Annotated in this window: 22 protein-coding genes, 1 tRNA gene and 2 pseudogenes; 10 read left to right on the top strand and 15 right to left on the bottom strand. The window is 64.7% G+C overall.

Annotation, left to right across the window (positions count from 1 at the left end; all coding sequences use genetic code 11):
• Window positions 1-6: 6 nt before the first annotated feature.
• On the bottom strand, window positions 7-1,344 hold the full coding sequence (locus tag QHC78_RS03140; protein WP_319742412.1) for a sensor histidine kinase: 1,338 nt from the start codon (window positions 1,342-1,344) through the stop codon (window positions 7-9).
• Window positions 1,341-2,030, bottom strand: a complete 690-nt coding sequence (locus QHC78_RS03145) for a response regulator transcription factor (protein WP_296465328.1) — start codon at window positions 2,028-2,030, stop codon at window positions 1,341-1,343. Before QHC78_RS03145 ends, QHC78_RS03140 begins: the two co-directional genes overlap by 4 nt.
• Window positions 2,031-2,404: 374 nt before the next feature.
• Here QHC78_RS03145 and QHC78_RS03150 point away from each other — a divergent pair, with 374 nt between their 5' ends.
• Window positions 2,405-2,560 (top strand): EamA family transporter, encoded by a 156-nt coding sequence (locus QHC78_RS03150; protein ID WP_296465331.1) that lies wholly within the window; start codon window positions 2,405-2,407, stop codon window positions 2,558-2,560.
• A gap of 632 nt (window positions 2,561-3,192) precedes the next feature.
• Window positions 3,193-3,363 (top strand): annotated as a pseudogene (locus QHC78_RS03155) (LysR family transcriptional regulator); the annotation flags it as partial.
• Window positions 3,364-3,383: 20 nt separating this feature from the next.
• On the opposite strand, the pseudogene QHC78_RS21185 reads toward QHC78_RS03155, so the two are convergent.
• Window positions 3,384-3,533, bottom strand: a pseudogene (locus tag QHC78_RS21185) (DUF3742 family protein); the annotation flags it as partial.
• A 198-nt stretch (window positions 3,534-3,731) separates the two neighbouring features.
• Here QHC78_RS21185 and QHC78_RS03165 point away from each other — a divergent pair.
• From QHC78_RS03165 to mobH, 3 genes are all read left to right on the top strand, one after another.
• Window positions 3,732-4,490: a type IV toxin-antitoxin system AbiEi family antitoxin domain-containing protein gene (locus QHC78_RS03165; RefSeq protein WP_164926676.1), complete on the top strand. Its 759-nt coding sequence runs from the start codon at window positions 3,732-3,734 to the stop codon at window positions 4,488-4,490.
• Window positions 4,483-5,403 carry a nucleotidyl transferase AbiEii/AbiGii toxin family protein gene (locus tag QHC78_RS03170; RefSeq protein ID WP_319742413.1) on the top strand — a complete coding sequence of 307 codons (921 nt, stop codon included), beginning with the start codon at window positions 4,483-4,485 and terminating at the stop codon, window positions 5,401-5,403. Before QHC78_RS03165 ends, QHC78_RS03170 begins: the two co-directional genes overlap by 8 nt.
• 202 nt (window positions 5,404-5,605) lie before the next feature.
• Window positions 5,606-7,468, top strand: a complete 1,863-nt coding sequence (gene mobH / locus QHC78_RS03175) for a MobH family relaxase (protein ID WP_319742414.1) — start codon at window positions 5,606-5,608, stop codon at window positions 7,466-7,468.
• Window positions 7,469-7,494: 26 nt separating this feature from the next.
• Here the strand turns inward: mobH and QHC78_RS03180 are convergent, their stop codons facing one another.
• Complete coding sequence (locus QHC78_RS03180; protein ID WP_009521874.1) at window positions 7,495-7,800, bottom strand: helix-turn-helix domain-containing protein; 306 nt, start codon at window positions 7,798-7,800, stop codon at window positions 7,495-7,497.
• A 117-nt stretch (window positions 7,801-7,917) separates the two neighbouring features.
• Here QHC78_RS03180 and QHC78_RS03185 point away from each other — a divergent pair, with 117 nt between their 5' ends.
• Window positions 7,918-8,544 (top strand): substrate-binding domain-containing protein, encoded by a 627-nt coding sequence (locus QHC78_RS03185; protein WP_009521875.1) that lies wholly within the window; start codon window positions 7,918-7,920, stop codon window positions 8,542-8,544.
• Window positions 8,545-8,556: 12 nt separating this feature from the next.
• Here the strand turns inward: QHC78_RS03185 and QHC78_RS03190 are convergent, their stop codons facing one another.
• The 5 genes from QHC78_RS03190 to QHC78_RS03210 all read right to left on the bottom strand — a co-directional run bounded on the left by QHC78_RS03190 (window position 8,557) and on the right by QHC78_RS03210 (window position 13,483).
• Entirely contained in the window at window positions 8,557-10,479 is a 1,923-nt protein-coding gene (locus tag QHC78_RS03190) for a tyrosine-type recombinase/integrase (protein ID WP_009521876.1), read from the bottom strand.
• Between the two features lie 239 nt (window positions 10,480-10,718).
• Window positions 10,719-10,792 (bottom strand) — tRNA-Gly (locus tag QHC78_RS03195).
• 114 nt (window positions 10,793-10,906) lie between these two features.
• Window positions 10,907-11,671, bottom strand: a complete 765-nt coding sequence (locus QHC78_RS03200; RefSeq protein WP_319742415.1) for an ABC transporter permease — start codon at window positions 11,669-11,671, stop codon at window positions 10,907-10,909.
• Between the two features lie 5 nt (window positions 11,672-11,676).
• Window positions 11,677-12,474 carry an ABC transporter ATP-binding protein gene (locus QHC78_RS03205; protein WP_319742416.1) on the bottom strand — a complete coding sequence of 266 codons (798 nt, stop codon included), beginning with the start codon at window positions 12,472-12,474 and terminating at the stop codon, window positions 11,677-11,679.
• Entirely contained in the window at window positions 12,467-13,483 is a 1,017-nt protein-coding gene (locus tag QHC78_RS03210; protein WP_319742417.1) for an ABC transporter substrate-binding protein, read from the bottom strand. Before QHC78_RS03210 ends, QHC78_RS03205 begins: the two co-directional genes overlap by 8 nt.
• Before the next feature lie 283 nt (window positions 13,484-13,766).
• On the opposite strand from QHC78_RS03210, the gene thiS reads away from it, so the two are divergent.
• Genes thiS through QHC78_RS03225 form a run of 3 tightly spaced genes read left to right on the top strand, consistent with a single transcriptional unit; the run spans window position 13,767 to window position 15,601 of the window.
• Window positions 13,767-13,967: a sulfur carrier protein ThiS gene (gene thiS, locus QHC78_RS03215; RefSeq protein ID WP_319742418.1), complete on the top strand. Its 201-nt coding sequence runs from the start codon at window positions 13,767-13,769 to the stop codon at window positions 13,965-13,967.
• A gap of 13 nt (window positions 13,968-13,980) precedes the next feature.
• Window positions 13,981-14,760, top strand: coding sequence for a tRNA (guanosine(46)-N7)-methyltransferase TrmB (gene trmB / locus QHC78_RS03220; protein ID WP_319742419.1), 780 nt, complete (start codon window positions 13,981-13,983; stop codon window positions 14,758-14,760).
• A 58-nt stretch (window positions 14,761-14,818) separates the two neighbouring features.
• Window positions 14,819-15,601 (top strand): helix-turn-helix domain-containing protein, encoded by a 783-nt coding sequence (locus tag QHC78_RS03225; RefSeq protein ID WP_319742420.1) that lies wholly within the window; start codon window positions 14,819-14,821, stop codon window positions 15,599-15,601.
• On the opposite strand, the gene QHC78_RS03230 is transcribed toward QHC78_RS03225, so the two are convergent.
• Window positions 15,538-16,761: a CaiB/BaiF CoA transferase family protein gene (locus QHC78_RS03230; protein WP_319742421.1), complete on the bottom strand. Its 1,224-nt coding sequence runs from the start codon at window positions 16,759-16,761 to the stop codon at window positions 15,538-15,540. The two genes, QHC78_RS03225 and QHC78_RS03230, sit on opposite strands and share 64 nt — an antisense overlap.
• Before the next feature lie 217 nt (window positions 16,762-16,978).
• Window positions 16,979-18,202: an IscS subfamily cysteine desulfurase gene (locus QHC78_RS03235; protein WP_319742422.1), complete on the bottom strand. Its 1,224-nt coding sequence runs from the start codon at window positions 18,200-18,202 to the stop codon at window positions 16,979-16,981.
• A gap of 186 nt (window positions 18,203-18,388) precedes the next feature.
• On the opposite strand from QHC78_RS03235, the gene QHC78_RS03240 reads away from it, so the two are divergent.
• On the top strand, window positions 18,389-18,937 hold the full coding sequence (locus QHC78_RS03240) for a MarR family winged helix-turn-helix transcriptional regulator (RefSeq protein WP_319742423.1): 549 nt from the start codon (window positions 18,389-18,391) through the stop codon (window positions 18,935-18,937).
• A 45-nt stretch (window positions 18,938-18,982) separates the two neighbouring features.
• Here the strand turns inward: QHC78_RS03240 and QHC78_RS03245 are convergent, their stop codons facing one another.
• Genes QHC78_RS03245 through QHC78_RS03260 form a run of 4 tightly spaced genes read right to left on the bottom strand, consistent with a single transcriptional unit; the run spans window position 18,983 to window position 22,359 of the window.
• On the bottom strand, window positions 18,983-19,957 hold the full coding sequence (locus QHC78_RS03245) for a branched-chain amino acid ABC transporter permease (RefSeq protein ID WP_319742424.1): 975 nt from the start codon (window positions 19,955-19,957) through the stop codon (window positions 18,983-18,985).
• Window positions 19,958-19,970: 13 nt separating this feature from the next.
• Window positions 19,971-20,852: a branched-chain amino acid ABC transporter permease gene (locus tag QHC78_RS03250; RefSeq protein ID WP_319742425.1), complete on the bottom strand. Its 882-nt coding sequence runs from the start codon at window positions 20,850-20,852 to the stop codon at window positions 19,971-19,973.
• Window positions 20,853-20,863: 11 nt separating this feature from the next.
• Entirely contained in the window at window positions 20,864-21,577 is a 714-nt protein-coding gene (locus QHC78_RS03255; RefSeq protein ID WP_319742426.1) for an ABC transporter ATP-binding protein, read from the bottom strand.
• Window positions 21,577-22,359: an ABC transporter ATP-binding protein gene (locus QHC78_RS03260; RefSeq protein WP_319742427.1), complete on the bottom strand. Its 783-nt coding sequence runs from the start codon at window positions 22,357-22,359 to the stop codon at window positions 21,577-21,579. The genes QHC78_RS03255 and QHC78_RS03260 overlap by 1 nt, the downstream gene beginning before the upstream one ends.
• Between the last annotated feature and the right edge of the window lie 8 nt (window positions 22,360-22,367).

The following is a 22,367-nucleotide window of genomic DNA, read 5'->3' on the forward strand; positions in this document are numbered from 1 at the left end:
GTTCCGTCAAATCGCCTGGGCTTCTTTAAAAGAAATCGAGAACTGCGTCCCTCTAGGGACTGCTGCAGTGACGCTCAGATGCCATCCATTGGCCTCGGCGACCTGCCGCGCAATGGCCAGGCCAAGCCCGCGCTCGAAGTCGCTCGCCGAGTGATTGGCGTCCTGAGCGGCGGGTGCGTCGGCGAGCCGCCCGCGGTAGTAGCGATCGAACACGAAGGCGCGTTCCTCTTCAGGTATGCCCGGCCCGTCGTCGGCGACGATCAGTTGCGTTTCCGCATAGCTGACCCGCAATTTGGCTGGAGCGGCATGCTCCGCCGCGTTGCGAAACAGGTTGCGCAGGATCGCCATCAACGCCTGCCGGTCCACGACTGCAACCACCTTCTTGCCGACTTCGTTGGATAGGGTCAGTGCCCGCTTCTCCGGCAGATCTCCAAGGCTTGCCCACGCATCGTCAATGCAATCAGCCAGCAGGACAGGTTCGGCCGGCGACGCCTGACCCGTTCGCAGGGCACGCATCGACTCCAGCGCGCCGGTGATCGCATCGATCGCGATGAGAGCTCTTTGAAGGCGCTGTGACGGCGTGACTCCCCTGGAGGCTTGTGACGACGCATGATCGCCATCGCGCAGGCCCTGGCTCTGCAGCATCTCAAGGTCCGTGCGGAGTGCTGTAAGCGGTGTACGAATCTCGTGGTGGATGTCGGTCAAACGCTCGTTCTCCCGAGCCAATCCCAGCTCCCAACGGGCTTGAACACGCTGGAAGGCCTTGAGAACACGTTGTTCTTCATCGGCAGGAGGCGCCTCTCCGGGCTCGGATGCCGGAGCCCAGTGGTCAAGCAATTGAGCGACCTTCTCCAACGGCGCGATCAGCACGGCGGCGACATACCTGGCAATCCACGCCGCCAGTCCGATGAAGACCAATGCCAGCGCGAAAACTTGTACGGCAAAGGCGCGTACCTTGTCTTCGTTGCGGACGGCGTTGTAGCGAACATATAGACGTCCCTCCGCCACCGGCATCACCATGATGTGATATTCCGCCCCTGGCGAGCTGTCCCGATGCGGGCCGTCCGTCAGGTCTTTCATCTCCGCCGGCAGTGGGCGAGGCACGGAACCGCCCTTGCCAACCCACCACGCCTCGTAGCTTTTCGGCAATAGGCTGTTGCTTATTGCGGCGGGGCCGCTCTCCGCGAGTCGAAGGGCCAAGCGATGGGTCTCGGCCAGGACAAGTTCGTCAACGAGTTCATCTTCCTGTTCATGTAGGGACAGCACTGCGATGCCGCCCTGGATGAGGGTGAACAGGGCGACCAGAGAGACCAGTGCGGCCATGACGCGTCGGCGCAAGCTCATGCTTCGTCCGCCGTTTGCAATCGCCAGCCAAGACCGTGGCGGGTTTCCACGCCATTGAACCCCTCTTGACTGAGCGCCCTGCGCAACAAGTGGATCTGGCTTCGCAGTGCGTCGCTGTCAGGCGGGCCGTCCGGCCAGAGGGCTTCCTCAAGCTCCGCTCGCGATACCAACCGACCGGGGTCTCGCATCAGCACTTCGAGGATTTTAAGGCAACGCGGCGAAAGGTGGACAACCTTGTCGCCAACAAACGCTTGCTGCGCTCGCAGGTCCAGCCTGAGCGGTCCTGCGCGAAGCGGGCCACTCGACATCGCACCAGTCGCTCTACGATGTAGGGCATGGACTCGTAGGGAAAGCTCCGCCAGCGAGAACGGCTTGACCAAGTAGTCGTCCGCGCCAGCCTCGAAACAGGCTTGTTTGCTAGACATGGCTTCCCGCGCGGTGAGCACCAGCACCGGGAGGGTTAGTCCCAGTTGGTGACGTAGTTGCTGCAGGACTTGCTGACCATCGAGCCGCGGGAGCCCCAAATCGAGCACCAGCACATCGAAGGTCTGCTGCCCCAACTGCACCAAGGCGGCCTTTCCATCGTAAGCGATGTCAACCGTATACCCTTGCGCTTCCAAATATTCGACGACGTTTTGCGCGATCGTCTGCTCGTCTTCGACGACGAGAACATGACACCTCGACATAGGCAGGAGTTTCCTCGCGGCAGTTAGCATGGGTATGCGTTTGAAGTTCTCACCCAAGGGTCCGGCAAATCTTTCTGAAGTCTCGTTGGCCTCGCCGGCTGGAGAGTTGCACGTTTCTACTTTGCTTGTCTGCAACAGGTTCAACATGGCTGAATCCGGCGACTGGCTAGTTTGCGCGCTGCTGTCTGCGATATTCGCGGCTGCGATAGCGGTCTGGCCAAGACTGGAGTACAGGGAATCGACACTGACCTGGTTACCCTAGTATGCACTGTTTTCATAGGTGTCCTTCTATCGCTGTTTGTGCTATTTACCGGCAAATGGAGTAATCCGCTCCAACGCTCCAACTGCCTAATAGATCGTTATTGTTTCTCTTTTTGTCGGCCGTTGCTACCGGCGCATCCTGGGTTTGCTGCTTCAGGACACTGCAAGTCGGTCCAGTTTCACTCGTGGCGCCCATCGATAAATTGAGCATCGTGCTGGTAATCGCGTTCGCTATCTTGTTTCTCGGGGAGCGTCCATCGCTGCGTTAATGGCTGGCAGTTTGCATCACCGGCGCGGGCGTCGTCATGCTCGCGCTTAAGAAGTAGCCCCACGTCAAGCCAAACCGGGTAGTGTCCCGCTCGCCACGACCCACCTTTCCGCTGCGGCGGTCCATCCGTAGCTCCTGCGCTGATGGTACGGCTGGTCAGGCCTTACCGGGCTGCGACGGTCGGCCGGCCACGTTGCTGATCGCACTACCACGCCAGAGGGTGAGAACGGGCCGCGTCGGTAGCGTGCAGGAGGAACACGGGACTCAGTGGAACTGCCGACGCCTCGACTGGCCGGCGTGTCCCGCACGCTGACGAAGCCGTTGTGGCCAAGGGCGGGGGCGTCGCGGTACGCCTGTTGGCCGGGGCACCCCACATCGTACTTACTGCGCCCCTGCACGTCATTGACCGAAACCCAAGAACGCTTCGCACAGCGCGCGCGCTCCACATCCTGATGTTGTGGCATGAGGCTGACGCGGCGAAACTCACGACACCTCGCCGTCGGCCGAGACGTGGGCGAAATGCATCTGAGCATCACCCTCGGGACGGTTCGCATTCCGATACAGACGTGATTCTTCCGCGCCGGTTCGGCTCCCTACGATCATGTGGACTGATCACATCAATAGGGAGCAAACATGAACTTACGCCATCTTCGCTGCTTCATCGCCGTGGCCGAGGAACTGCACTTCGGCCGAGCCGCTCGGCGGCTCCACATAGAATAGTCTCCACTGTCACGCACGATTCGCAAGCTGGAGATGAATCTGGGCGTGACATTGCTCAGGCGCACGCCGCGCGGCGCCAGCCTGCCGGCTACACGCTGCTCGCGGCGCAGGTATCCACGCCAGGCACGGCCAGCCCCCCGGCCCAGCCGGTGGCTCCAGCGCCCGTTGTGCGTGTTGGTGGTCATGCTCATATGCCTCGGCTTCAGTGGTGCCTCACCTCGCGGAGCGGCCGGTCGTGGCCTGCCCTCCAGCATAGACCGCGATCAGGAGGGCGGGTTGCGGCCGGCAGAGCCGGGTTGGCTCGGGTCGCAGATCGATTAGATTCTGCACGATAAATCAAGCCTTATGCTACTTTCCATGCACGTTCTTGCAATCGCTCTAGGGGTCGATTGGATTCTGTGTTATTTTTATAACATGGATGGAAATTCTCGGCACCAGGTAATCAAGCGACTATGGATGGAAATTCTCGGCACCAGGTAATCAAGCGACTGCAGGCGGGACTCCCCCGCGGGGCGCCGTTCGACCTTGCCACCCTGAGCCAGTTCGGGGTGTCGCCCCAGCTCGCCGCCCACTATGCCGACGGCGGGTGGCTCGTGCGCCTGGCCCATGGCGTCTATGCCTTCCCGAACGATGAGTTCGGGGTCTACGGTGCGCTGAAGTTCCTGCAACAGCGCGTGCCCGGCCTGCACGTCGGCGGCAAGAGCGCCCTGGCCCTGCAGGGCGTGCGGCACAACCTGGGCAGCCGGGAGACGCTGGTGCTGTGGGGCGACGGTCGTTTCGCGTTGCCCGCCTGGTTCACCTCGCGCTTTCCGGCCCGCTATGTCCACGCCCGCCTGTTCGACTGGCCGGATACGGCGCTGGCCAGCAAGACTCTGACCACGCCGCCTGGCCTGCCCGAGGATCTGCGGGTGGCTGCCTCCGAGCGTGCCGTTCTGGAGCTGCTGTACGAAGCCGGTGTCAAGCAGAGCCTCGAAGAGGCCCGCAACATCTTTGATGGACTGCGTTCCCCCCGCAAGGACTTGCTCGGGCAACTGCTGTCCTGCTGCGCCAGCGTGAAGGCCGTGCGCCTGTTCCTCACCTGGGCGCGCGAGACCAGCCTCGTGGATGTCGACGCCCTGCTGGAGCAGTACCCGGTTCGCACCGGCAGCAACACGCGCTGGATGAGCCGGCTCGATGACGGCACCCTGCTGAGCCTGAGACCTCATGGATAAGACCTACGCGGATACCGTTCGCCTGCTGCTGGCCGTCGCGCCCGACGTGTTCGCCAACGACATCTTCGCCATGAAGGGCGGCACGGCCATCAACCTCTTCGTGCGGGACATGCCGCGCCTGTCGGTGGACATCGACGTGGTGTACCTCCCGTGGCAGACGCCGCGCGACGAAGCGCTGCAAGCCATCAACCAGGAGCTGGCCGCCATCGCCACGCGCCTTGCACCACTGGGCGTGCAGACACGCCTGGTTCGGGCCAAGGACCTGGGGGACACCAAGCTGATCGTCGAGAACGACGCCCACCAGGTGAAGATCGAGGTCAACGTCGTGTTTCGAGGCAGCGTGCTGCCCGTCGAGCGGCGGCCTCTGAGCGCCAAGACCAGCGATCTGTTCGGCGTCGAGTTCGAGTTGCCGGTTCTGGCACCGGACGAGTTGTACGCCAGCAAGCTGGTGGCCGCGCTGGATCGGCAGCACCCCCGCGACCTGTTCGACGTGTGGCAGCTCTACGAATCGGGCGACATCAGCGACGGCATGGTCGAGTGCTTCGTGATCTATCTGGCGGGCCACAACCGGCCGCCCCACGAAATGCTGTTCGGCAACGACAAGGATATCGCCGGCGAGTACGAGCGGGCCTTTGTCGGCATGACCGAAGTGGACTGCTCGCTGGAGACACTGCTCGACGCTCGCGCCAGGCTGCGGCGCGAACTGCCACAGCGACTGAGCACCGCGCACAAGCAGTTTCTGAGCGGGCTGGCGCGCGCAGAACCGGACTGGTCGCTGGTGCAGTGCCAGCACGCCGCGCAACTGCCGGCACTGCGCTGGAAGCTCGCCAATCTCGAAACCTTCCGCAAGCGCCGTCCCGACGACTTCACAGCGCAATCCGCCGCCCTCGACACCGGCTTGGGCCAGAGCTGACGAACATCCCGCAGCGCCCCACTTGCCGGGATTGCCCCATGCCGCATTCATCGTGGCACCCGCGCAGCAGCGGCCCTATACCCAAAGGCTTCCGACAAAGGCCAAAGGGCTGGGAAGGGGCAAAGGAAGGGCGCCAAGGGGAAAGGCCCTATCCTGAAAAGGCCAAAAGGCTCCCCCGACCGGCCACCATCCGGGGTTCGCCATGCTCTCGCTGTTCCAACGTAAACGGCCGCCACCGTCCTCTCGCGCGGGGCCGACACCCACACCTCTCGCCGATCCCGGCAAAGGGCTGATGCGGCCGGAGCCGGCCGCATCTCTGCTGGCAACGCCGCGCCGGCAGCGGCTGCTGGAACACATCTGGCAGCGCACCTCGCTGTCACGCCGACAGTTCGCCACGCTCTACCTCGGCCCACTGGAGCGCTACGCCGAGCTGGTCCAGCAATTCCCGGCGTCTGAAAGCCATCACCATGCCTACCCGGGCGGCATGCTGGACCACGGCTTGGAGATCGTCGCCTACGCGCTGAAACTGCGGCAGTCGCACCTGCTGCCCGCCGGCACCACGCCGGAGGCGCAAGCCGCCCAGGCCGAAGCCTGGACGGCAGGCACCGCATATGCGGCGCTGCTGCACGACGTCGGCAAGGTCGCCGTCGATCTGCACGTGGAGTACGCGGACGGCACCGTCTGGCATCCCTGGCACGGCCCGTTGCGGCGGCCGTATCGCTTCCGCTATCGCAAGGAGCGCGAATACCGGCTGCACAGCGCCGCCACCGGACTGCTCTACGTCCGGCTGCTCGATCCAGGCATCTTCGACTGGCTCGCCGACTACCCCGACCTGTGGGCTGCGCTTCTGTACGTGCTGGCCGGCCAGTACGAGCACGCCGGCACTCTTGGCGAACTGGTGGTGCAGGCCGACCAGGCCTCGGTGGCCCAGGAACTCGGCGGCGATCCCAGCAAGGCACTGGCCGCGCCCAAGCACGCCCTGCAGCGCAAGCTGCTCGATGGCCTGCGCTTCCTGCTGCGGGAGGAATTCAAGCTGAACCAGCCCCAGGCCTCGGACGGCTGGCTGACCCAGGACGCACTCTGGCTGGTGAGCAAGACCGTCTCGGACAAACTGCGCGCGCATTTGCTGCAGCAAGGCATCGACGGCATCCCGGCCAGCAACACGGCGGTGTTCAACGTGCTGCAGGACCACGGCATCGCCTTGCCCACGCCGAACGGCAAGGCGATCTGGAAGGCCACGGTCGCGAGCGATGCCGGCTGGTCGCACAGCTTCACGTTCCTGAAGCTCTCGCCCGCACTGATCTGGGAGGCGGCCGAACGGCCCGCGCCGTTCGCCGGCCAGGTGCGGGTCGAGCAGGAGGACGTAGCGCAGCCGGAACCCCCTGCGCCTGGTGCGGCTCAGCTGGGGCCTGCGCCGAGCGCTGCGCCGCTGGTCCTGTCCACGGCTGCGGACAACGGCGTGGGTGCGCTGCTAGATCTGCTGGACATGGCACCTGCCGCGTCGGCGCCACTCTCGACGCCGCCCGAGCCCGTCGCCGACGCGCGGGCAGATGCCGAAGGAGATTCCTTGGCCAGCGCGCCGCCGCCGCCGACAACACCAGCTTTGACACCCCGCCCACAGGCCGAGCCCTCCGGCGAAGACTTCATGGCCTGGCTGACCCAGGGCGTGGGATCGCGCAGGCTCATCATCAACGACGCCAAGGCTCTGGTGCATACCGTCGCTGGCACGGCCTACCTGGTCAGCCCCGGCGTGTTCCAGCGCTACGCGCAGGAACATCCGCAGGTCGCGGCCGTCGCCAAGCAGGAGAAGCTGGAGGCGTGGCAGTGGGTGCAGAAGCGCTTCGAGAAGTTGGGGGCGCACCGCAAGCAGGCCAGCGGTCTGAATATCTGGACCTGCGACGTGACCGGCCCGCGCAAATCGCGCCGGCTGCACGGCTACCTGCTGGCGCGGCCCGAGGCGCTATTCGGGGAAGTGCCGCCCGATAACCCTTACCTGCGTCTCGCCACCAAGCCCCCAAAGCGCGAAAATCCCGCAGTTCAAAACGATAACGACGAGCAGGGATAGGTAGGCGGCCACGCCCCGGGCCGGCTTCAGTCCTCTGACTTGGAGGGAGCCGGTTCGGCCAGCTTGGCTTCGGTCAGGGCCATCAGGTGGGCAGAACTGCATTTCAGCGCACGGGCGATCTTGAGGATCAAGGGGAGCGTGGGTGTGTGCTCGCCGCGCTCGATTTTTCCTACGTGCGAGCGCTCGATGCCTGCCAGGTGAGCCAGCGTTTCCTGGGCGATGCCCTGGCTGGTTCTCTCATCGCGAACGGCGGCCCCAAACGCGATGGCTGGTTCTGCTTCGTAGGTGGTCGTGCCGGTGGGTCGGCCTCTCTGAATCGGGCGCTTCTGCATCAGCAAAAGCGTCGAGCATTGCCCGTAGATAAACCACGTTAAACTTAACTCAAAAGCGCGATTGCACGTTTGATGCCTTCGCCCCCACGAGTCTGTGCCTTGGGAGGAAGCAGTACCGTGACATCAAGCGACGCCTCCACCGCGATCCGCGTGGCCGTGCTCGGCGAGTGGGTGCCTTCGCAGCTCGCCGACGTCCTGGCGCTGCAGCGCGCCGAAGAGCCTGAAACCGCGGCCGCTCTGGTCGAATGTGCGGGCAGCACGCCGGTAAGTGAGGTGTCGAGAGACGGGTTCGACTTCGCGTTGTCAACCGTGGATGTGGCCTGGCCAGGCTGGGTGTGCGAACCGCTGTGGCATGACACGCTGGCCGTCGCGGTCGCCAAGCGTTCGCACCTGCTGATTCATCGCGAAGTGCCGTGCCATGAACTACAGAAGCAGCCTCTCATCTGCGCGCAATCGACTGCGGACGAACCTTGGCAGGCCCTGGTGCATCGACTGGTCGGGGACGCACCAACGATGCACGAGCAGGTGGTCAGCACCTTCGACATGGCGATGACGCTGGTCGCTGCGGGGTACGGCATCGCCATCGCACCCGCCGCGCGGCTGGCCGGCTACCAGTGCAGAGGCGTCGCGGTGCGGCCGCTGGCCGGTGCTCCGCCTATCGTGATGGCCTACCTGGTGCACACGTGTGCGGCCCTGACCGAACCGCAGGAGCGGTTCGCGCGCCGCGTCCGCTCCGTGTCCTGAAGGCCAACCGCCTCAAGGTTCCATCAGGTCTTCGGCGGCATCGGCCGTGATGGCGTCCTGCACCAGGCGCTGCACGCTGCGCCGTACCTGCACCGGGATGTCGGAGTCCTCATGATCGTCCGCAGCGATGCTCTGCGCCGCGACCAGGCGCGCGGCCAGGTGTAGGTTTTTTGGGTTGACCGCCTCGATGGCGGCTCGCCCCCCGAGCGCGTCATAGGGCTGCAAGAGCGCGTGGTAGATGGCCCAGGTATTCAGCCCCCGAGGCACCTGCTTCAGCACGGACTGCACGAGCCTGCGCTTGAGCGGGTCGAGCTGCCAGTCCGGCACGCGCTGCCCACGGTTGCCCATGTGGATCGACAGCAGGTTGCCGGCCTGGATCTCGTAGGTGATCCAGCGGCGCGACTTGCCCGCGAGCTTGGCGTAGTCCGCCACCGAAAGGTTGTGCGGCGCTTCGAAGGTCTCCAGCACCTGCAGGCGTTCGCGCTGCACCTCCGACAGCCGCGGCCGCGCGTACTCGGGCATCCGCACGGCCGACAACCGCTGCACCGATGCCGGCGCTGCGGGCATGTCGGGCGTCGGCGCGGTCACGATCAACTGCGGCGCGGTAAGGTCGACCACCGGCGGCTGCACGGCCGCCTGGCCGGCGATGGTCGGCAGGCCCTGCAGCGTGATGGTCAGGTGGCGGCTGGCGACCTCGACCTGGTTCTGCTCGAACAGGTCCAGGCGATCGGCCCAATCCTGCATCATCACGCGGCGCTGCTCAACGTACTCGGCATGGTTGTAGGTCGCGCTGATCTTGTCCGGGTCGGCGTGCGAGAGCTGGGCATCCACCCACTTCTTCGGGTAGCCGAGTTCGTTGAGCGCGGTCGAAATTGTGGCGCGGATGCCGTGCCCCGTGAGCTGGTCCTCGTAGCCCATGCGCTTAAGCGCCCCGTTGAATGTGTTCTCGCTAACGGGATGCTTTAGGCACCAGTCGCCCGGAATGAGGTAGACCTGCGCCGGCTTGCACTGGTCCAGCAGATGGCGAACGATCTCCTGGGCCTGCACCGGCAGCGGCACGATGTAGGGCGGGATGTCTACCAGGCGCTTGCGTTTCTTCTTGGTGAGCAATGCGCGCTGCTTGAGCCTGGCCACCGGGATGATCCACAGGCCTTGTTCGAGGTCGAACTGGTCGGGCGTGGCGAAGCGCAGCTCGCCGGTGCGCACGCCAGTCAGCATCAATAGCCGCAGGCCCAACTGCGTGTTCAGGCGGCCGCGGTACTTGCGCAGCGTCTGCAGCATGATCGGCAGCTCGGGCATGCGCAGGAACGGGTTGTGATCGACCGGCGGCAGCGGCAACGCGACGACCTCCAAGTCCTTGGACGGGTTGTCGTGCATGTTCGGGATCGCCACCGTGGCATAGGTGAACAGCTGCGTGAACCACGTCCTGAGCTTCTCGGCCACCGACAGCGAGCCGCGTTTTTCTACCTTGCCGATGATGTCCAGCAGGTGCGCGCGCGTGATGTCGTAGATGGTCAGGTGACGCAGCACCGGAAACACATCTTTCTTGAAGACGCGGGCGATCTGCTCCAGGCTGGTCTGCCGTCCTTCCTCCAGCGACAGCCTGCGATGTGCCAGCCACTGGTCGTAGACCGCCTGGAACGTGTGTTCGCCCGCCAGCACGATGGCATGGCGCTTGCGCTTGCGTTCGCTGTGCGGATTGACGCCCTTGGCGAGCAGGTTGCGGGCTTCATCGCGAAGCTCGCGCGCCTCCTTCAGGGAGAGCGCCGGGTAGCTGCCGAAGGACATGCGATCGCGCTTGCCGCCCCAGGTGAAGCGGAAGTGCCAGGCCTTGGCGCCGTTGGCGGAGACGAAGAGGGAGAGGCCGTCCGAATCGGCCAGCGTGTACGTATTGCCGGTCGCCTTGGCTTGGCGAACCATGAGGTCTGAGAGCATGAGCCCAACTCCTGAGAATCGAGTTGGCTGCATGGTCCTGTCCGACCCCGCGCTGCTCCAGCAACTATGCGGAAGCGGGAAGCTCCGCTTTCCGATGTACCACTTGATGTACCGTTTTGTACCGGCAGTCAGTGGTTTTCGCTGGAAGTCACTGGATTCAGCGATGGCAAAAAAGCTGAATGGTGACAATCACTTGCGACGTTCCTCGGTCTTTTCTGGAAGTCCCTGGAAAGTCGAAGTGGAGCGGGCGAAGGGAATCGAACCCTCGTATGCAGCTTGGGAAGCTGCCGTTCTACCATTGAACTACGCCCGCGCAGGCGGCAATTCTACGCGTTTTCCTCGCGGCTTAGCAAACGCCGCGGCGCCGTGATCCGGCCGCGGGGCGATGCTGCCGCCCGGGCCGGACCGCGCCTGGCCGGCGCCTCCTTTAAAGGGTCACTTTGCTTGCCGACTCGTGCCAGGGAATCAGCATCTTGCGCAGCGAACCGACCGCGAAGTAAAGCGAAAAACCGATGGCTGCCAAAAGCAGCACCACGGCGAACAGCGTATCGACCTCGAGTTCCTGCAGCTTGATCGTGGCGAGATAGCCGAGACCGCGCGTGCCTGCCACGAACTCTCCGACGACGGCGCCTATGATGGCCAGCACGATGGCCATTTCCATGCCGGTCAGGATGTACGGCAGCGAACTGGGAATCACGAGCAGGCGGAAGCGCCGCGATTGGCGCGCGCGGCCCACGGTGAACACCTCGGACAGGCCCCGGTCGACCGATTTCGCCCCCAGGTAGCTGTTGGCAAAGACGGGAAAGAACGCCAGCACGGCCGACACGATGATCTTGGATTCCAGCCCGAAGCCGAACCACAGTATGAACAGCGGGATCAGCGCGACCTTGGGCGTCACCTGCAACGCGATCACGAACGGCTTGAAGATGGTGTCGAGGATGGCGACGCGGCCCAGCAGCTGGCCGATGATGGTGCCGAATACCACGGCGAAAAGAAAGCCGCCGAGGCATTCGGTCAGCGTAATGCCCAGGTGATAGTACGTGTCGGAGGTCCCCAGCAGCCGAACCAGGGCGACCACCACCAGCTCCGGCGCCGGCAGCACCAGCGGCGAGACCTCGAAGAAGTGTACGTATCCCTTCCAGATCAGGAAGAACGCCAGCACGGCGGATACCTGTAGAGCGATTCGTTTCATGGCGGCTACAGCTCCAGTTTTTTCCGGATGTCGCTGCACAGCTTGGCGAACTCGGGCGAACCCAGGACGTCGGTACGGGGACGCGGCAGGTCCACGGGAAATTCCGCCACCACGCGTCCGGGGCGCGCGGACATGACGATGACCCGGTCCGCCAGGTGTACCGCCTCGCTGATGGAGTGGGTAATCAACAGCGCGGCGAACCGCTGCGCGGTCCAGATGCGTTCAGTGTCTGCCGTAATCTGCTCGCGCGTGAGCGCATCCAGCGCGCCGAAGGGTTCGTCCAGCAGCAACAGTTCAGGATCGGTGAACAGGGCACGCGCGACTGACGCGCGCTGCTTCATGCCGCCGGATAGTTCGGCCGGCCGCCGCTGCTCGAAGCCGGTCAGGCCGACCAGGCTGCACAGCGAGCGGGCGCGTTCGATATCCGCGGCCGCGGCCCGGCCCAGCATGAGACGGGGCAGCATGATGTTCTGCTCGACGCTGAGCCATGGCAGAAGGCGGTGGTCCTGGAACGCCACGCCCATGCGCGGGGCTTCACCGCCCCTTCCCCAGTCGACCCGGCCCTGCGTCGGCTGCTCCAGGCCGCACAGGATGCGCAGGAGGGTCGACTTGCCGCAACCCGAGGGCCCGACGATGGCAACGAATTCGCCCGCCCCGATGGACTGGCGTATGCCTTCGAGCGCATGCACGGTGCCCGACTTGGTCTCGAAACGTTTCGAGATGCCATCGAGGCGTACGACAGGCTCGCGCTCGGCGAACGCCGCCGATGCGTCCGCCGCCACGCTCGCCGCGCGTTCAGCCATTGGCGGCCTCCCAGATTTCGTTGGTGTAGAGCGGCTTGGTAGTGGGCTGCTTGAGCAGGCCGGCCTGGCGCAGCAGGGACTCGCCTTCGGCCCACTGCGACTCGACGTTGCGCAGCACATGCTTGGGGTCGGCCGTCATCCACAGTTCGCGGTTAGCGCGCATGTCGGCCAGCGCAATCGGCGTATTGTCCGATCCGGGAATGTCGAACTTGCCGCGCATCAGCGCTACCGCCTTTGCCAGCGCGGCGTCGTCCATAGCAATCAGCTCCTGGGCCGAGCGGTAGGCGGCGCGCAAGAACGCCACGAAGGCATCCTTGTTGGCGGCCAGCACCGAGTCCTCGGCCACGTAGACCTGGCCGGGCACGCCGTCATCCATGCGCATGGTCTCGACGGGATAATTCGCGGCGGTCAGGCGTATGGCCGCGCTGGTATTGCCGAGGAAGGCATGCACGCGTTTGGACTCGATCATGCCGAAGGAGGCGGCAGAGTCCGCGACGCGTTCCCGCCGCACCGATTTGGCATCGACCTTGGAGCGCAGCAGCATGAGGTCGAGCGTGGCCTCCATCGAGCCCCCCGCCGACTGCACGCCCACGGTCTTGCCCGCCAGGTCCTGAGGCTTCAGGATGGGCGCGTCCTTGGACGAGATCACCGCGAAGGGCGAACGCTGTGCGATGGTGGCGAAGGCGATGACCGGCGCCTGGTTGTTGACCCTGGCCATCATATAATTGCCGCCGCCCGTGCGGCCGGTCTGCACCTGTTTGGCTGCCGTCAGCTGCACCACTTGGGCGGCCCCACGGCCCGCTTCCACTTTCAGGTCCACGCCTTCCTTGGCGAAGATCCCGGCGGCCGAGGCATACAAGATGGGCGAGAAGGCCAGCGAGAACGACGAGGGCGTGAGGAAGGTCAGTTTGCCCTTCTCCTGGGCGTGCACGACCGGCATGAGGCCCGGAAACGGCAAAAGCGTGGCGGCAGCGGCAGCCGCGCTGCCGAGAAATTCACGACGTTTCATGAAATGCTCCAGTTGCGGCCGCACGCGCAGTCGTGACGGCCTGGCCAAGACCCGGCGCGAACCCGGGTGGAGAGGGATAGGGAGATACTGGCCTTAGCCAGTTGTGCCATATATAAAACGTTGGTTTACATATGGCAAAGAGGGATAGTAGGTCACGTTTGGAAACGGGTCTATCGGGTTAACCCGGAATCCGTCAGCGCCTCGACTCGAGGACCCGGCCATCCGTTACCGACCTGACCTGGAACTGTCGGCAACAACGGCCTGGACGGACTAAAATCGCGCCATGAATATCGTATTGAACGGGGAATCCCGCAGCATCGAAGCGCCTCTGTCGGTGGCCGATCTCATCCAGATGCTCGGATACGCTGGCAAGCGCGTCGCCGTCGAGCGCAACGGCGAGATAGTGCCCCGCAGCGCCCATCAGCAAACTCTTATCGCGCACGACGACCGGATCGAGATCGTCGTAGCCGTCGGTGGAGGCTAGGATCACGATGAATATGAACACTCCCTCCCCCGCCCTGCCACCCCAGCCTGCGGACCCGCTCGCTACGGGCCGCGAGTTCGCCGGGCCGGCGCGCACGGCCACCCACATCCGCAGCTTCGTCAACCGGCGGGGCCACATCACGCTTAGCCAGAAAGAAGCGCTCGAAACGCTGGCCGATCGCTGGACGCTTCCCTATACGGACCGCCACATCTCGTTCGCCCAGGTGTTCGGCCGCGAAGCGGCGACCGTGCTCGAGATCGGCTTCGGCATGGGCGAAACCACCGAGAAAATCGCACTGGCCCAGCCTGAACGCAACTTCCTGGGCGTGGAGGTCTTCAATGCCGGCGTGGGAGCCATGCTGCGCCGCATCGAGAGTTCCGGGCTGCGCAATGTCCGCATCATCCAGCACGACGCGGTAGAAGTCCTGCGCGACATGGTGCCGCCCGCCTCGCTGGCCGCCGTGCATATTTATTTTCCCGACCCGTGGCCCAAGAAGCGGCATCACAAGCGGCGGCTGATCCAGCCCCCGTTCGTCGAACTGCTGGCGAGCCGCCTTGCGCCCGGTGGCTATCTGCACTGCGCCACCGATTGGCAGGCCTACGCCGAACAAATGCTGGAAGTGCTCAATGGCCAAGCCTATCTGGTCAATACCTGCGAGGGCTATGCCGAGCGTCCCGCCTGGCGGCCCCAGACAAAATTCGAAACACGCGGCCTGCGCCTGGGCCATGGCGTCTGGGACCTCATCTTCGAAAAACCGCCGTTCTCCCGCTTCAGCCCGCGCGCGGATGTCTGAACCGGCCTGCCCGCTACTGCCTGTCCGCCCCTGAGCGGGCGGAAACGCAAAACCGCCGATGATACGGTCCATTTCGCGCGCACTCGCGGTATTGCGCGCCATGAACGGGCGCATGCACTCCACACTGGCGGAGCTGCACCGGGATACCGGCCTGCCCAAGCCCACGGTCTTCCGCATCCTCGAGACGCTCCGCGCCGAGGGCTACGTGCGTGACGTCGACGGGCGCGGCAGCTATCAGCTGACGGGCAAGGTCAGGGAGCTGAGCGACGGCTGCTCGGAACGGCTCCGGATCGTCGATGCCGCCATTCCCTGCATGATCCAGGCTACCCGGCGAGTGAAGTGGCCGCTGGGCCTGTCCACGCTCGACGGCAATCGCATGGCGGTGCGCTACAGCACCATGCCCTATAGCCCGCTTGCCTACCTGCCCACGACCTATGGCCGCCGACACCCCATGACGCAGTCCTGCGTGGGACTGGCCTATCTGGCATTCTGCTCGGACCCGGAGCGCCGCTTCCTGTTGCCCGAAGGGGCCTCCGCGGCGCTGGAGGAGCGGCTGCATGCAACGCGGGCGCGCGGCTACGCGGTGCGATTGCCGTCCAGCCCCGGCGACAGTGCGACTTGCGCGGTACCCGTAGCCGACGAAGGTGAACTGCTGGCCGTGCTGAGCATGACGACCTTCGGCGGCATCATGACGGCGGACTTCCAGGAGCGCCACGTGCCGGTGCTGTGGCAAACCGCCACGGAGATCCTCGCGGCCTATCGCGAGCTCCGCCGCGATCAAACTGAGTTGGAACCCAGTATCCCGGCAGCCGAGAACGCCTCGATCTCTTCGGGCGCATAACCGGCCTCGGCGAGAATCTCCCGGCCGTGCTCGCCAAGCCGCGGGGCCGGTCGCGCCGATACGCCGCCGCGCGCGCTCATTTGCGTCGGATCGGCAAGGTCCCATATCCGCCCTTCGCTCGGGTGCTCGACCGCCTTCAGCAGGCCGGCGGCCTGCACCTGCGGATCGGTGCGCAAGCTGTCCAGGGTGTTGTAGGGCATGGCCGGGATGTCGGCTTCCTTGAGCAGCGCCAGCCATTCGGCGGTCGTGCGCTTGGCCATCTCCTGGGCGCGAATGGCGAAGTATTCGCGGCTGTGGGCGGCCCTCGCCTGCTTCGTGCAGAAGCGCGGGTCGGTCTGCATCTCAGGCCGCCCCATGACACGCATCAAGGCAAAGGCCTGGGCATCGGTATTGGTCGTCAGGCACACATAGCCGTCCAGCGTCTTGACCGGCTTGGCCTGCGGGTCGATCAGGCGCAGGTCGCCCGGCTGGGAAAGCGGCGGATCGAAGGTCGCGCCGTAAAGATGTTCGCTCAGCACCAGCGCGGCCATGTTCTCGAACATGGGCACTTCTATGCGCTGGCCGGTACCGGTGCGTTCGCGCTGGAACAGCGCCATCATGACCGCATTGAGCGCCATCAGGCCTACCGTCCGGTCCGCCACCACATAGGGCACATAGCGGGGCTCGCCGGTGGCCATCTCGGCCAGCGCCGCTACGCCGGCACCGCCCTGGATGATGGAGTCGTACGCGGGCGTGTCGCGGTAGGGGCCGGGGCCGAAACCGACCATCGCGCAATAGACCAGCCGGGGATTGCGCTCGGCGACCGTCTCGTAGTCCAGTCCCAGCCGTTGCACCGCCTGGGGGCGCATGTTGATCAGCAAGACGTCGGTCCGCGCCACCAGCCGCATAACGGCCTCGCGGCCCTCCGGCCGCTTCAAATCGAGCACGATGCTGCGCTTGCCGCGGTTCAGGTGGAGGAACTTGCCCGACATGCCGGGCGTGGGCGACGGACCGGCGATCCACCGGATCACGTCGCCATCGGCCGCTTCGACCTTGATCACGTCGGCGCCATGGTCGGCCATGATCTTGGATGCATACGGCCCCACCACGGCAGAGGTGAGATCGAGCACGCGAATACCGGTCAGTGCGCCCTGGGCGCGGGTTGGAGAAGCGTCTGGCATGGCGGTAGAAGCCGATCGAACGGCGGGAGAACTCGGATGCATGCAGCATAGCCGCGGCCGCTGCCCGGCGTGCCAGGAATCTCGGGACGTTTCGACAGACGAAACGGGCGGACCGGCGGTGCTCCCGCCACGGCCAAAAGGAAACCGGCCGCACAAGGCGGCCGGCGATGGGACGCGAGAGCCGCGGACGAGGCCGCGGCCTATCTGGGCTAGACGCTCAGTGCGCGGCCCACTGGATAGAGTTCAGGTCTATGCCTTCCTGGTACATCTCCCAGAGCGGGCTGAGTTCGCGCAGCTTGCCGACCTTGTTCTTGATCAGGTCGACCACGAAGTCCACTTCCTGCTCGGTGGTGAAGCGGCCCAGCGTAAAGCGGATGGAACTGTGGGCGAGCTCGTCGCTGCGGCCCAGCGCGCGCAACACAAAGGAAGGCTCGAGCGAGGCCGACGTGCAGGCCGACCCGGACGATACCGCGACGTCCTTGATGGCCATGATGAGCGATTCGCCTTCGACGAAGTTGAAGCTCATGTTGAGGTTGTGCGGCACCCGGTGCTCGAGGCTGCCGTTGACATAGACCTCGGGAATCTCCAGCAGGCCGGCCAGCAGCCTGTCGCGCAGCTTGCCCACGCGAGCGGACTCCAGCGGCATTTCCAGCTTGGCGAGGCGGAAGGCTTCGCCCATGCCGACGATCTGGTGCGTAGGCAGCGTGCCGGAGCGCATGCCGCGCTCGTGGCCACCGCCGTGCATCTGGGCCTCGATGCGCACGCGCGGCTTGCGGCGCACATACAGCGCGCCTATGCCCTTGGGACCGTACAGCTTGTGCGCGGTGACGGTGAGCAGGTCCACCGGGAACGCCTGCACGTCGATGGGAATCTTGCCGGCGCCCTGCACCGCGTCGCAGTGGAACAGCACGCCGCGTTCGCGGCAGAGCTTGCCTATGGCTTCCACGTCCTGGATCACGCCGATCTCGTTGTTGACCAGCATCACCGACACCAGGATGGTGTCCGGACGGATGGCGTCGGCCAGCCGGTCCAGCGGCAGCAGGCCGTCTTCGTTGACGTCGAGGTAGGTGGCCTCGAAGCCCTGGCGTTCGAGTTCCCGGAACGTATCCAGCACCGCCTTGTGCTCGGTCTTGACCGTAATGATGTGTTTGCCGCGCTCGGCATAGAAATGGGCGGCGCCCTTGATGGCGAGGTTGTTCCCTTCCGTGGCGCCGGAGGTCCAGACGATTTCGCGCGGATCGGCGTTGAGCAGGGCTGCCACGTGACCACGCGCCGTTTCGACGGCTTCCTCGGCCTCCCAGCCGTAGGCATGGCTGCGCGAGGCGGGATTGCCGAACTTCTCGTACAGGTAGGGCACCATGGCGTCGACCACACGGGGGTCCACCGGCGTCGTGGCGCTGTAGTCCATGTAGACGGGCAGGCGCATCTGGGTTGGGGGCATGTTTCGCTCCTGGAGCTAGCTAATACAGTATTGACCACAATAGTAGCCCGGCTCGTCCCGCAATAAGTTAATACCCCGGCTGGCAGCATTGAAAAACGTAGTTTTTGGCCTCCATTTGCCTCGAATTCCCCCTGGCCTTGCCCCATAATAGTGACCACCTTCAATCCAGCCCGCACGCCGGCCTCGATGAGCACCGCTTCCGCCAAGTCCAAGCCCCCCCTGACCATCACCCAGCCCGCTTGCCTCGTCGACGGCAGCGACGCGCAATTCCGCCAGCTCATCCACGCCATGGTCGCCTTCTCGGCGCGCCTGCTGTCCGTGCGCGACGGTTTCGGCACGCTCATGGGCATCACGGGCATCCAGTACTCGATACTGGTGTCGATCGCCCACCAGAAGCCCCATACCAAGGTCACGATCAACAAGGTCGCGAGCCACTTGCACCTGAGCGGTCCTTTCGTGACCATCGAGACGGGCAAGCTGCACAAGATGGGTCTGGTCGAGAAGACCACCAACCCCAAGGACAAGCGCGAAGTCCTGCTGGCCATCACGCCGGAGGGCAGGAAACTGTTCGAGCAGATCGCGCCCGATCAGCAAAAGATCAACGACGTGCTGTTCGAAGGGATTACCGCGCGCGAGTTCAAGACGCTGTGCTCGATCTTCGAGCGCATGGTGGACAATGGCGACAGGGCGTCGATGGACATCATCCATTTGATCGCCCGCCAGAGCAAGGCGTGAGCGCCGGGTCCCGGCGGGCAGCATCGCCGGGGCCGCCAAAGAGGATCAAAGCCTGCCGGCGCGCGGCCAGCGTTCCGCCAAAAACCCGAGTATGCCGCTGCGGAACGACAGCACGCATATCATGAATATGGCGCCGGTCACCATGGTGACGGACTCGCCCAGGGTACTGAACCACTCGATGCCCGAGACCTGGGTCAGGAACGCCCCGATGTCCCCCAGCTTGTTTTCCAGGGTAACAACCAGCAGCGCGCCGATGACCGGACCGGCCAGGGTTCCCACGCCCCCGATGAGCGTCATGAGCACCACGGTGCCGGACATGGTCCAGTGCACATCGGTCAGCGTGGCAAAGCCCAGCACCAGCGCCTTCAGCGATCCGGCCAGACCGGCAAGCGCGGCCGACAGCATGAACACCAGCAGCTTGTAGCGGTCGACGTCGTAGCCCAGGGAGGTTGCCCGGGGCTCGTTCTCCTTGATGGCGGCCAGCACCTGGCCGAACGGGGAATGGACGGTGCGGACGATCATCAGGAAAGCAGCGGCGAATATGGCCAGCGCCACGTAGTACATGCGCATATCGTCGGCCAGCGAGAACAGGCCCAGCAATTCCCCTCGGGGAATGCCCTGCAAGCCGTCCTCGCCGTGCGTGAACGGCATCTGCAGCCAGAAGAAGAACAGCATCTGCGCCAGCGCGAGGGTGATCATCGCGAAGTAAATGCCTTGCCGCCGGATGGCCAGCACGCCTGCGCCCAGGCCTATCAATGCGCCGGTCGCGGTACCCAGGAGCAGCCCTACTTCCGGCGTCACGCCCCAGGCCTTCATGGCGTGGCCGGCCACATAGGCCGCGCCGCCGAAGAACGCCGCATGGCCGAGCGACAGCAGCCCGGCATAGCCCAACACCAGGTTCAATGCGCAGGCAAACAACGCGAAGCACATCACCTTCAGCACGAAGATGGGGTAGATGCCCACGAGCGGAGCCACTGCGAAGCACGCGAACAGCAAACCGTACGAAACCTTCTTGTTCATCGTCATCCCCGCATCACTTGCCCTTGCCGAACAGGCCCGAGGGGCGCAGCAGCAGGACGATGACCATCACCACGAATACCACCGTGGCCGAGGCCTCCGGATAGATCACCTTGGCCAGGCCCTCGACCAGCCCCAATCCGAGTCCGGTCAGGATCGAGCCCATGATGGACCCCATGCCGCCGATCACCACCACGGCGAACACCACGATGATGAGGTTCTGCCCCATCAGCGGGGACACCGGCATCAATGGCGCCGCCAGCACGCCCGCGAATCCAGCCAGGCCGGTACCGAAGCCGTAGACCAGCGTCACGATCAAGGGCACGTTGATCCCGAAAGCCTCGACCATCTTGGGATTCTCGGTCGCGGCCCGCAGTGTGGCCCCCAGGCGGGTCTTTTCGATCAGGAACCAGGTCGCCAGGCAAACGGCCAGCGACGCGGCGATGACCCAGGCGCGGTAGTGCGGCATGACCATGAAGCCGAGGTTGGAGACGCCGGACAATGCCGCTGGCGGCGAGTACGGCAGCCCCGACACGCCGTAGAAGGAGCGGAACACACCTTCCAGCACCGAGGCCAGGCCCAGGGTGAGCAGGAATCCGTATAACGGATCGAAACGGTACAGGCGGCGGAGCATGGTGCGTTCGACCACGATGCCGAACACCCCCACCAGCACCGGGGCCACGACCAGCATCACCCAGTAATCGAGCTGGAAGTAGTTCATCCCCATCCAGGTGAAGACCGCCCCCAGCATGAACAGCGCGCCGTGCGAGAAATTGATGATGTTCAGCAGTCCGGCTATGACGGCCAGGCCGAGGCTGAGCACCGCGTAGAACGATCCGTTCACCAGTCCCAGCAGGAGCTGGATCATGATGACCGGCAGGGGAATGGCCACATCCATATTGACTCTCTTCAGACGCCGAGCAGCTCGGTGAGGACCGGCATCTTTTCCTGCAGCTGCGGGGCGGAAAAATGCTCGACGATCTGCCCGTGCTCCATCAGGTAAAAGGTATCGGCCAGGGGCGCGGCGAAATGGAAGTTCTGCTCCACCATCACGACGGTGTAGCCCTTCTTCTTGAGCAGCCGGATCATGTCGGCAAGCGCCTGAACTATGACGGGGGCCAGGCCCTCAGAGATCTCGTCCAGCAGCAGCAGGTTGGCGCCGGCCCGAAGAATACGCGCCACGGCCAGCATCTGCTGCTCGCCGCCAGACAGCTTGGTACCGGGACTCGTGCGCCGCTCGTACAGGTTGGGAAAGATCTCGTAGAGCTCGTCCACGCTCATTCCGGCCCCGGTGCCGCGCAACGCGGGCGGCAGCAGCAGGTTCTCCTCGCACGAAAGGCTCGAGAAGATGGCGCGTTCTTCAGGACAATAGCCGACACCGAAGTGCGCAATCCTGTGCGTAGGCAGATGAATGGTCTCGACGCCACCGATCTTGATCGACCCCTTGCGCGTGACGGCCAAGCCCATGATGGCGCGCAGCGTGGTCGTGCGCCCCGCGCCGTTGCGGCCCAGCAGCGTGACGACTTCGCCCCGTCTGGCCTGGAGATCCACGCCGTGCAGGACGTGGGATTCGCCATACCAGGCCTGCAGGCCGCGAACGTCGAGCGCGACTTCCGCATCCATCAGTGCGCCCCTTTCAATTGGCTGTCGGCGCTGCCCATGTACGCTTCCTTGACCCGGGGATCGGCCGATACCTCTTCATAGCTGCCTTCGGCCAGGATGGCCCCGCGCTGCAGGACCGTGATGCGGTCGGCGACCCGCGATACCACGTTCATATTGTGCTCGACCATCAGGACCGTCCTGCCCGCCGCGACGCGGCGGATCAGCTCGGTAACGAGACCGACGTCTTCGTGGCCCATGCCCTGGGTCGGTTCATCGAGCAACATCAGCTCGGGTTCCATCGCCAGCGTGGTCGCGATTTCCAGCGCCCGCTTGCGCCCGTAGGCCAGATTGGCGGCGCGCTCCGCCGCGAAGGATTCCAATCCCACCTGGCCGAGCAAGGCCATGGCACGGTCATTGAGTACGTCCAGGCTTTTCTCGCTGCGCCAGAAGTGGGTCGACGTGCCCAGTTGACGCTGCAGGCCCACGCGGACGTTCTGCAGTACCGTCAGGTGCGGAAACACCGCCGAAATCTGGAACGAGCGGATCATGCCGCGCCGCGCGACCTGCGCCGGCTTGGCACGCGTGATGTCCAGGCCGTTGAAGAAAATCCTCCCGGCGCTGGGTTCGAGGAACTTGGTCAGCAGGTTGAAGCAGGTCGTCTTGCCAGCGCCGTTGGGACCTATCAACGCATGCACCGAACCGCGCCGCACCGAAAGGTTGACGCGATCGACCGCGGTGAAGCCCTTGAAGGAGCGGGTCAGGTCCTGCGTGCTCAGGATGATGTCGTCGCTCGCGGAAACCATGCTGCCTT

The sequence above is a fragment of the Pigmentiphaga sp. genome (assembly GCF_033795525.1).
Classification (GTDB): Bacteria; Pseudomonadota; Gammaproteobacteria; order Burkholderiales; family Burkholderiaceae_B; genus Pigmentiphaga.

Excerpts from the sequence above, each read along its gene's own strand:
- QHC78_RS03240 (WP_319742423.1), top strand. The coding sequence starts at position 18,389 with ATGAGCACCGCTTCCGCCAAGTCCAAGCCCCCCCTGACCATCACCCAG.
- QHC78_RS03190 (WP_009521876.1), bottom strand. The coding sequence starts at position 10,479 with ATGCTCTCAGACCTCATGGTTCGCCAAGCCAAGGCGACCGGCAATACG.
- QHC78_RS03170 (WP_319742413.1), top strand. The coding sequence starts at position 4,483 with ATGGATAAGACCTACGCGGATACCGTTCGCCTGCTGCTGGCCGTCGCG.
- QHC78_RS03140 (WP_319742412.1), bottom strand. The coding sequence starts at position 1,344 with ATGAGCTTGCGCCGACGCGTCATGGCCGCACTGGTCTCTCTGGTCGCC.
- QHC78_RS03225 (WP_319742420.1), top strand. The coding sequence starts at position 14,819 with ATGATACGGTCCATTTCGCGCGCACTCGCGGTATTGCGCGCCATGAAC.
- QHC78_RS03245 (WP_319742424.1), bottom strand. The coding sequence starts at position 19,957 with ATGAACAAGAAGGTTTCGTACGGTTTGCTGTTCGCGTGCTTCGCAGTG.
- QHC78_RS03180 (WP_009521874.1), bottom strand. The coding sequence starts at position 7,800 with ATGCAGAAGCGCCCGATTCAGAGAGGCCGACCCACCGGCACGACCACC.
- QHC78_RS03230 (WP_319742421.1), bottom strand. The coding sequence starts at position 16,761 with ATGCCAGACGCTTCTCCAACCCGCGCCCAGGGCGCACTGACCGGTATT.
- QHC78_RS03250 (WP_319742425.1), bottom strand. The coding sequence starts at position 20,852 with ATGGATGTGGCCATTCCCCTGCCGGTCATCATGATCCAGCTCCTGCTG.
- QHC78_RS03205 (WP_319742416.1), bottom strand. The coding sequence starts at position 12,474 with ATGGCTGAACGCGCGGCGAGCGTGGCGGCGGACGCATCGGCGGCGTTC.
- mobH (WP_319742414.1), top strand. The coding sequence starts at position 5,606 with ATGCTCTCGCTGTTCCAACGTAAACGGCCGCCACCGTCCTCTCGCGCG.
- QHC78_RS03235 (WP_319742422.1), bottom strand. The coding sequence starts at position 18,202 with ATGCCCCCAACCCAGATGCGCCTGCCCGTCTACATGGACTACAGCGCC.
- thiS (WP_319742418.1), top strand. The coding sequence starts at position 13,767 with ATGAATATCGTATTGAACGGGGAATCCCGCAGCATCGAAGCGCCTCTG.
- QHC78_RS03145 (WP_296465328.1), bottom strand. The coding sequence starts at position 2,030 with ATGTCGAGGTGTCATGTTCTCGTCGTCGAAGACGAGCAGACGATCGCG.
- QHC78_RS03255 (WP_319742426.1), bottom strand. The coding sequence starts at position 21,577 with ATGGATGCGGAAGTCGCGCTCGACGTTCGCGGCCTGCAGGCCTGGTAT.
- QHC78_RS03200 (WP_319742415.1), bottom strand. The coding sequence starts at position 11,671 with ATGAAACGAATCGCTCTACAGGTATCCGCCGTGCTGGCGTTCTTCCTG.
- QHC78_RS03260 (WP_319742427.1), bottom strand. The coding sequence starts at position 22,359 with ATGGTTTCCGCGAGCGACGACATCATCCTGAGCACGCAGGACCTGACC.
- QHC78_RS03210 (WP_319742417.1), bottom strand. The coding sequence starts at position 13,483 with ATGAAACGTCGTGAATTTCTCGGCAGCGCGGCTGCCGCTGCCGCCACG.
- trmB (WP_319742419.1), top strand. The coding sequence starts at position 13,981 with ATGAACACTCCCTCCCCCGCCCTGCCACCCCAGCCTGCGGACCCGCTC.
- QHC78_RS03165 (WP_164926676.1), top strand. The coding sequence starts at position 3,732 with ATGGATGGAAATTCTCGGCACCAGGTAATCAAGCGACTGCAGGCGGGA.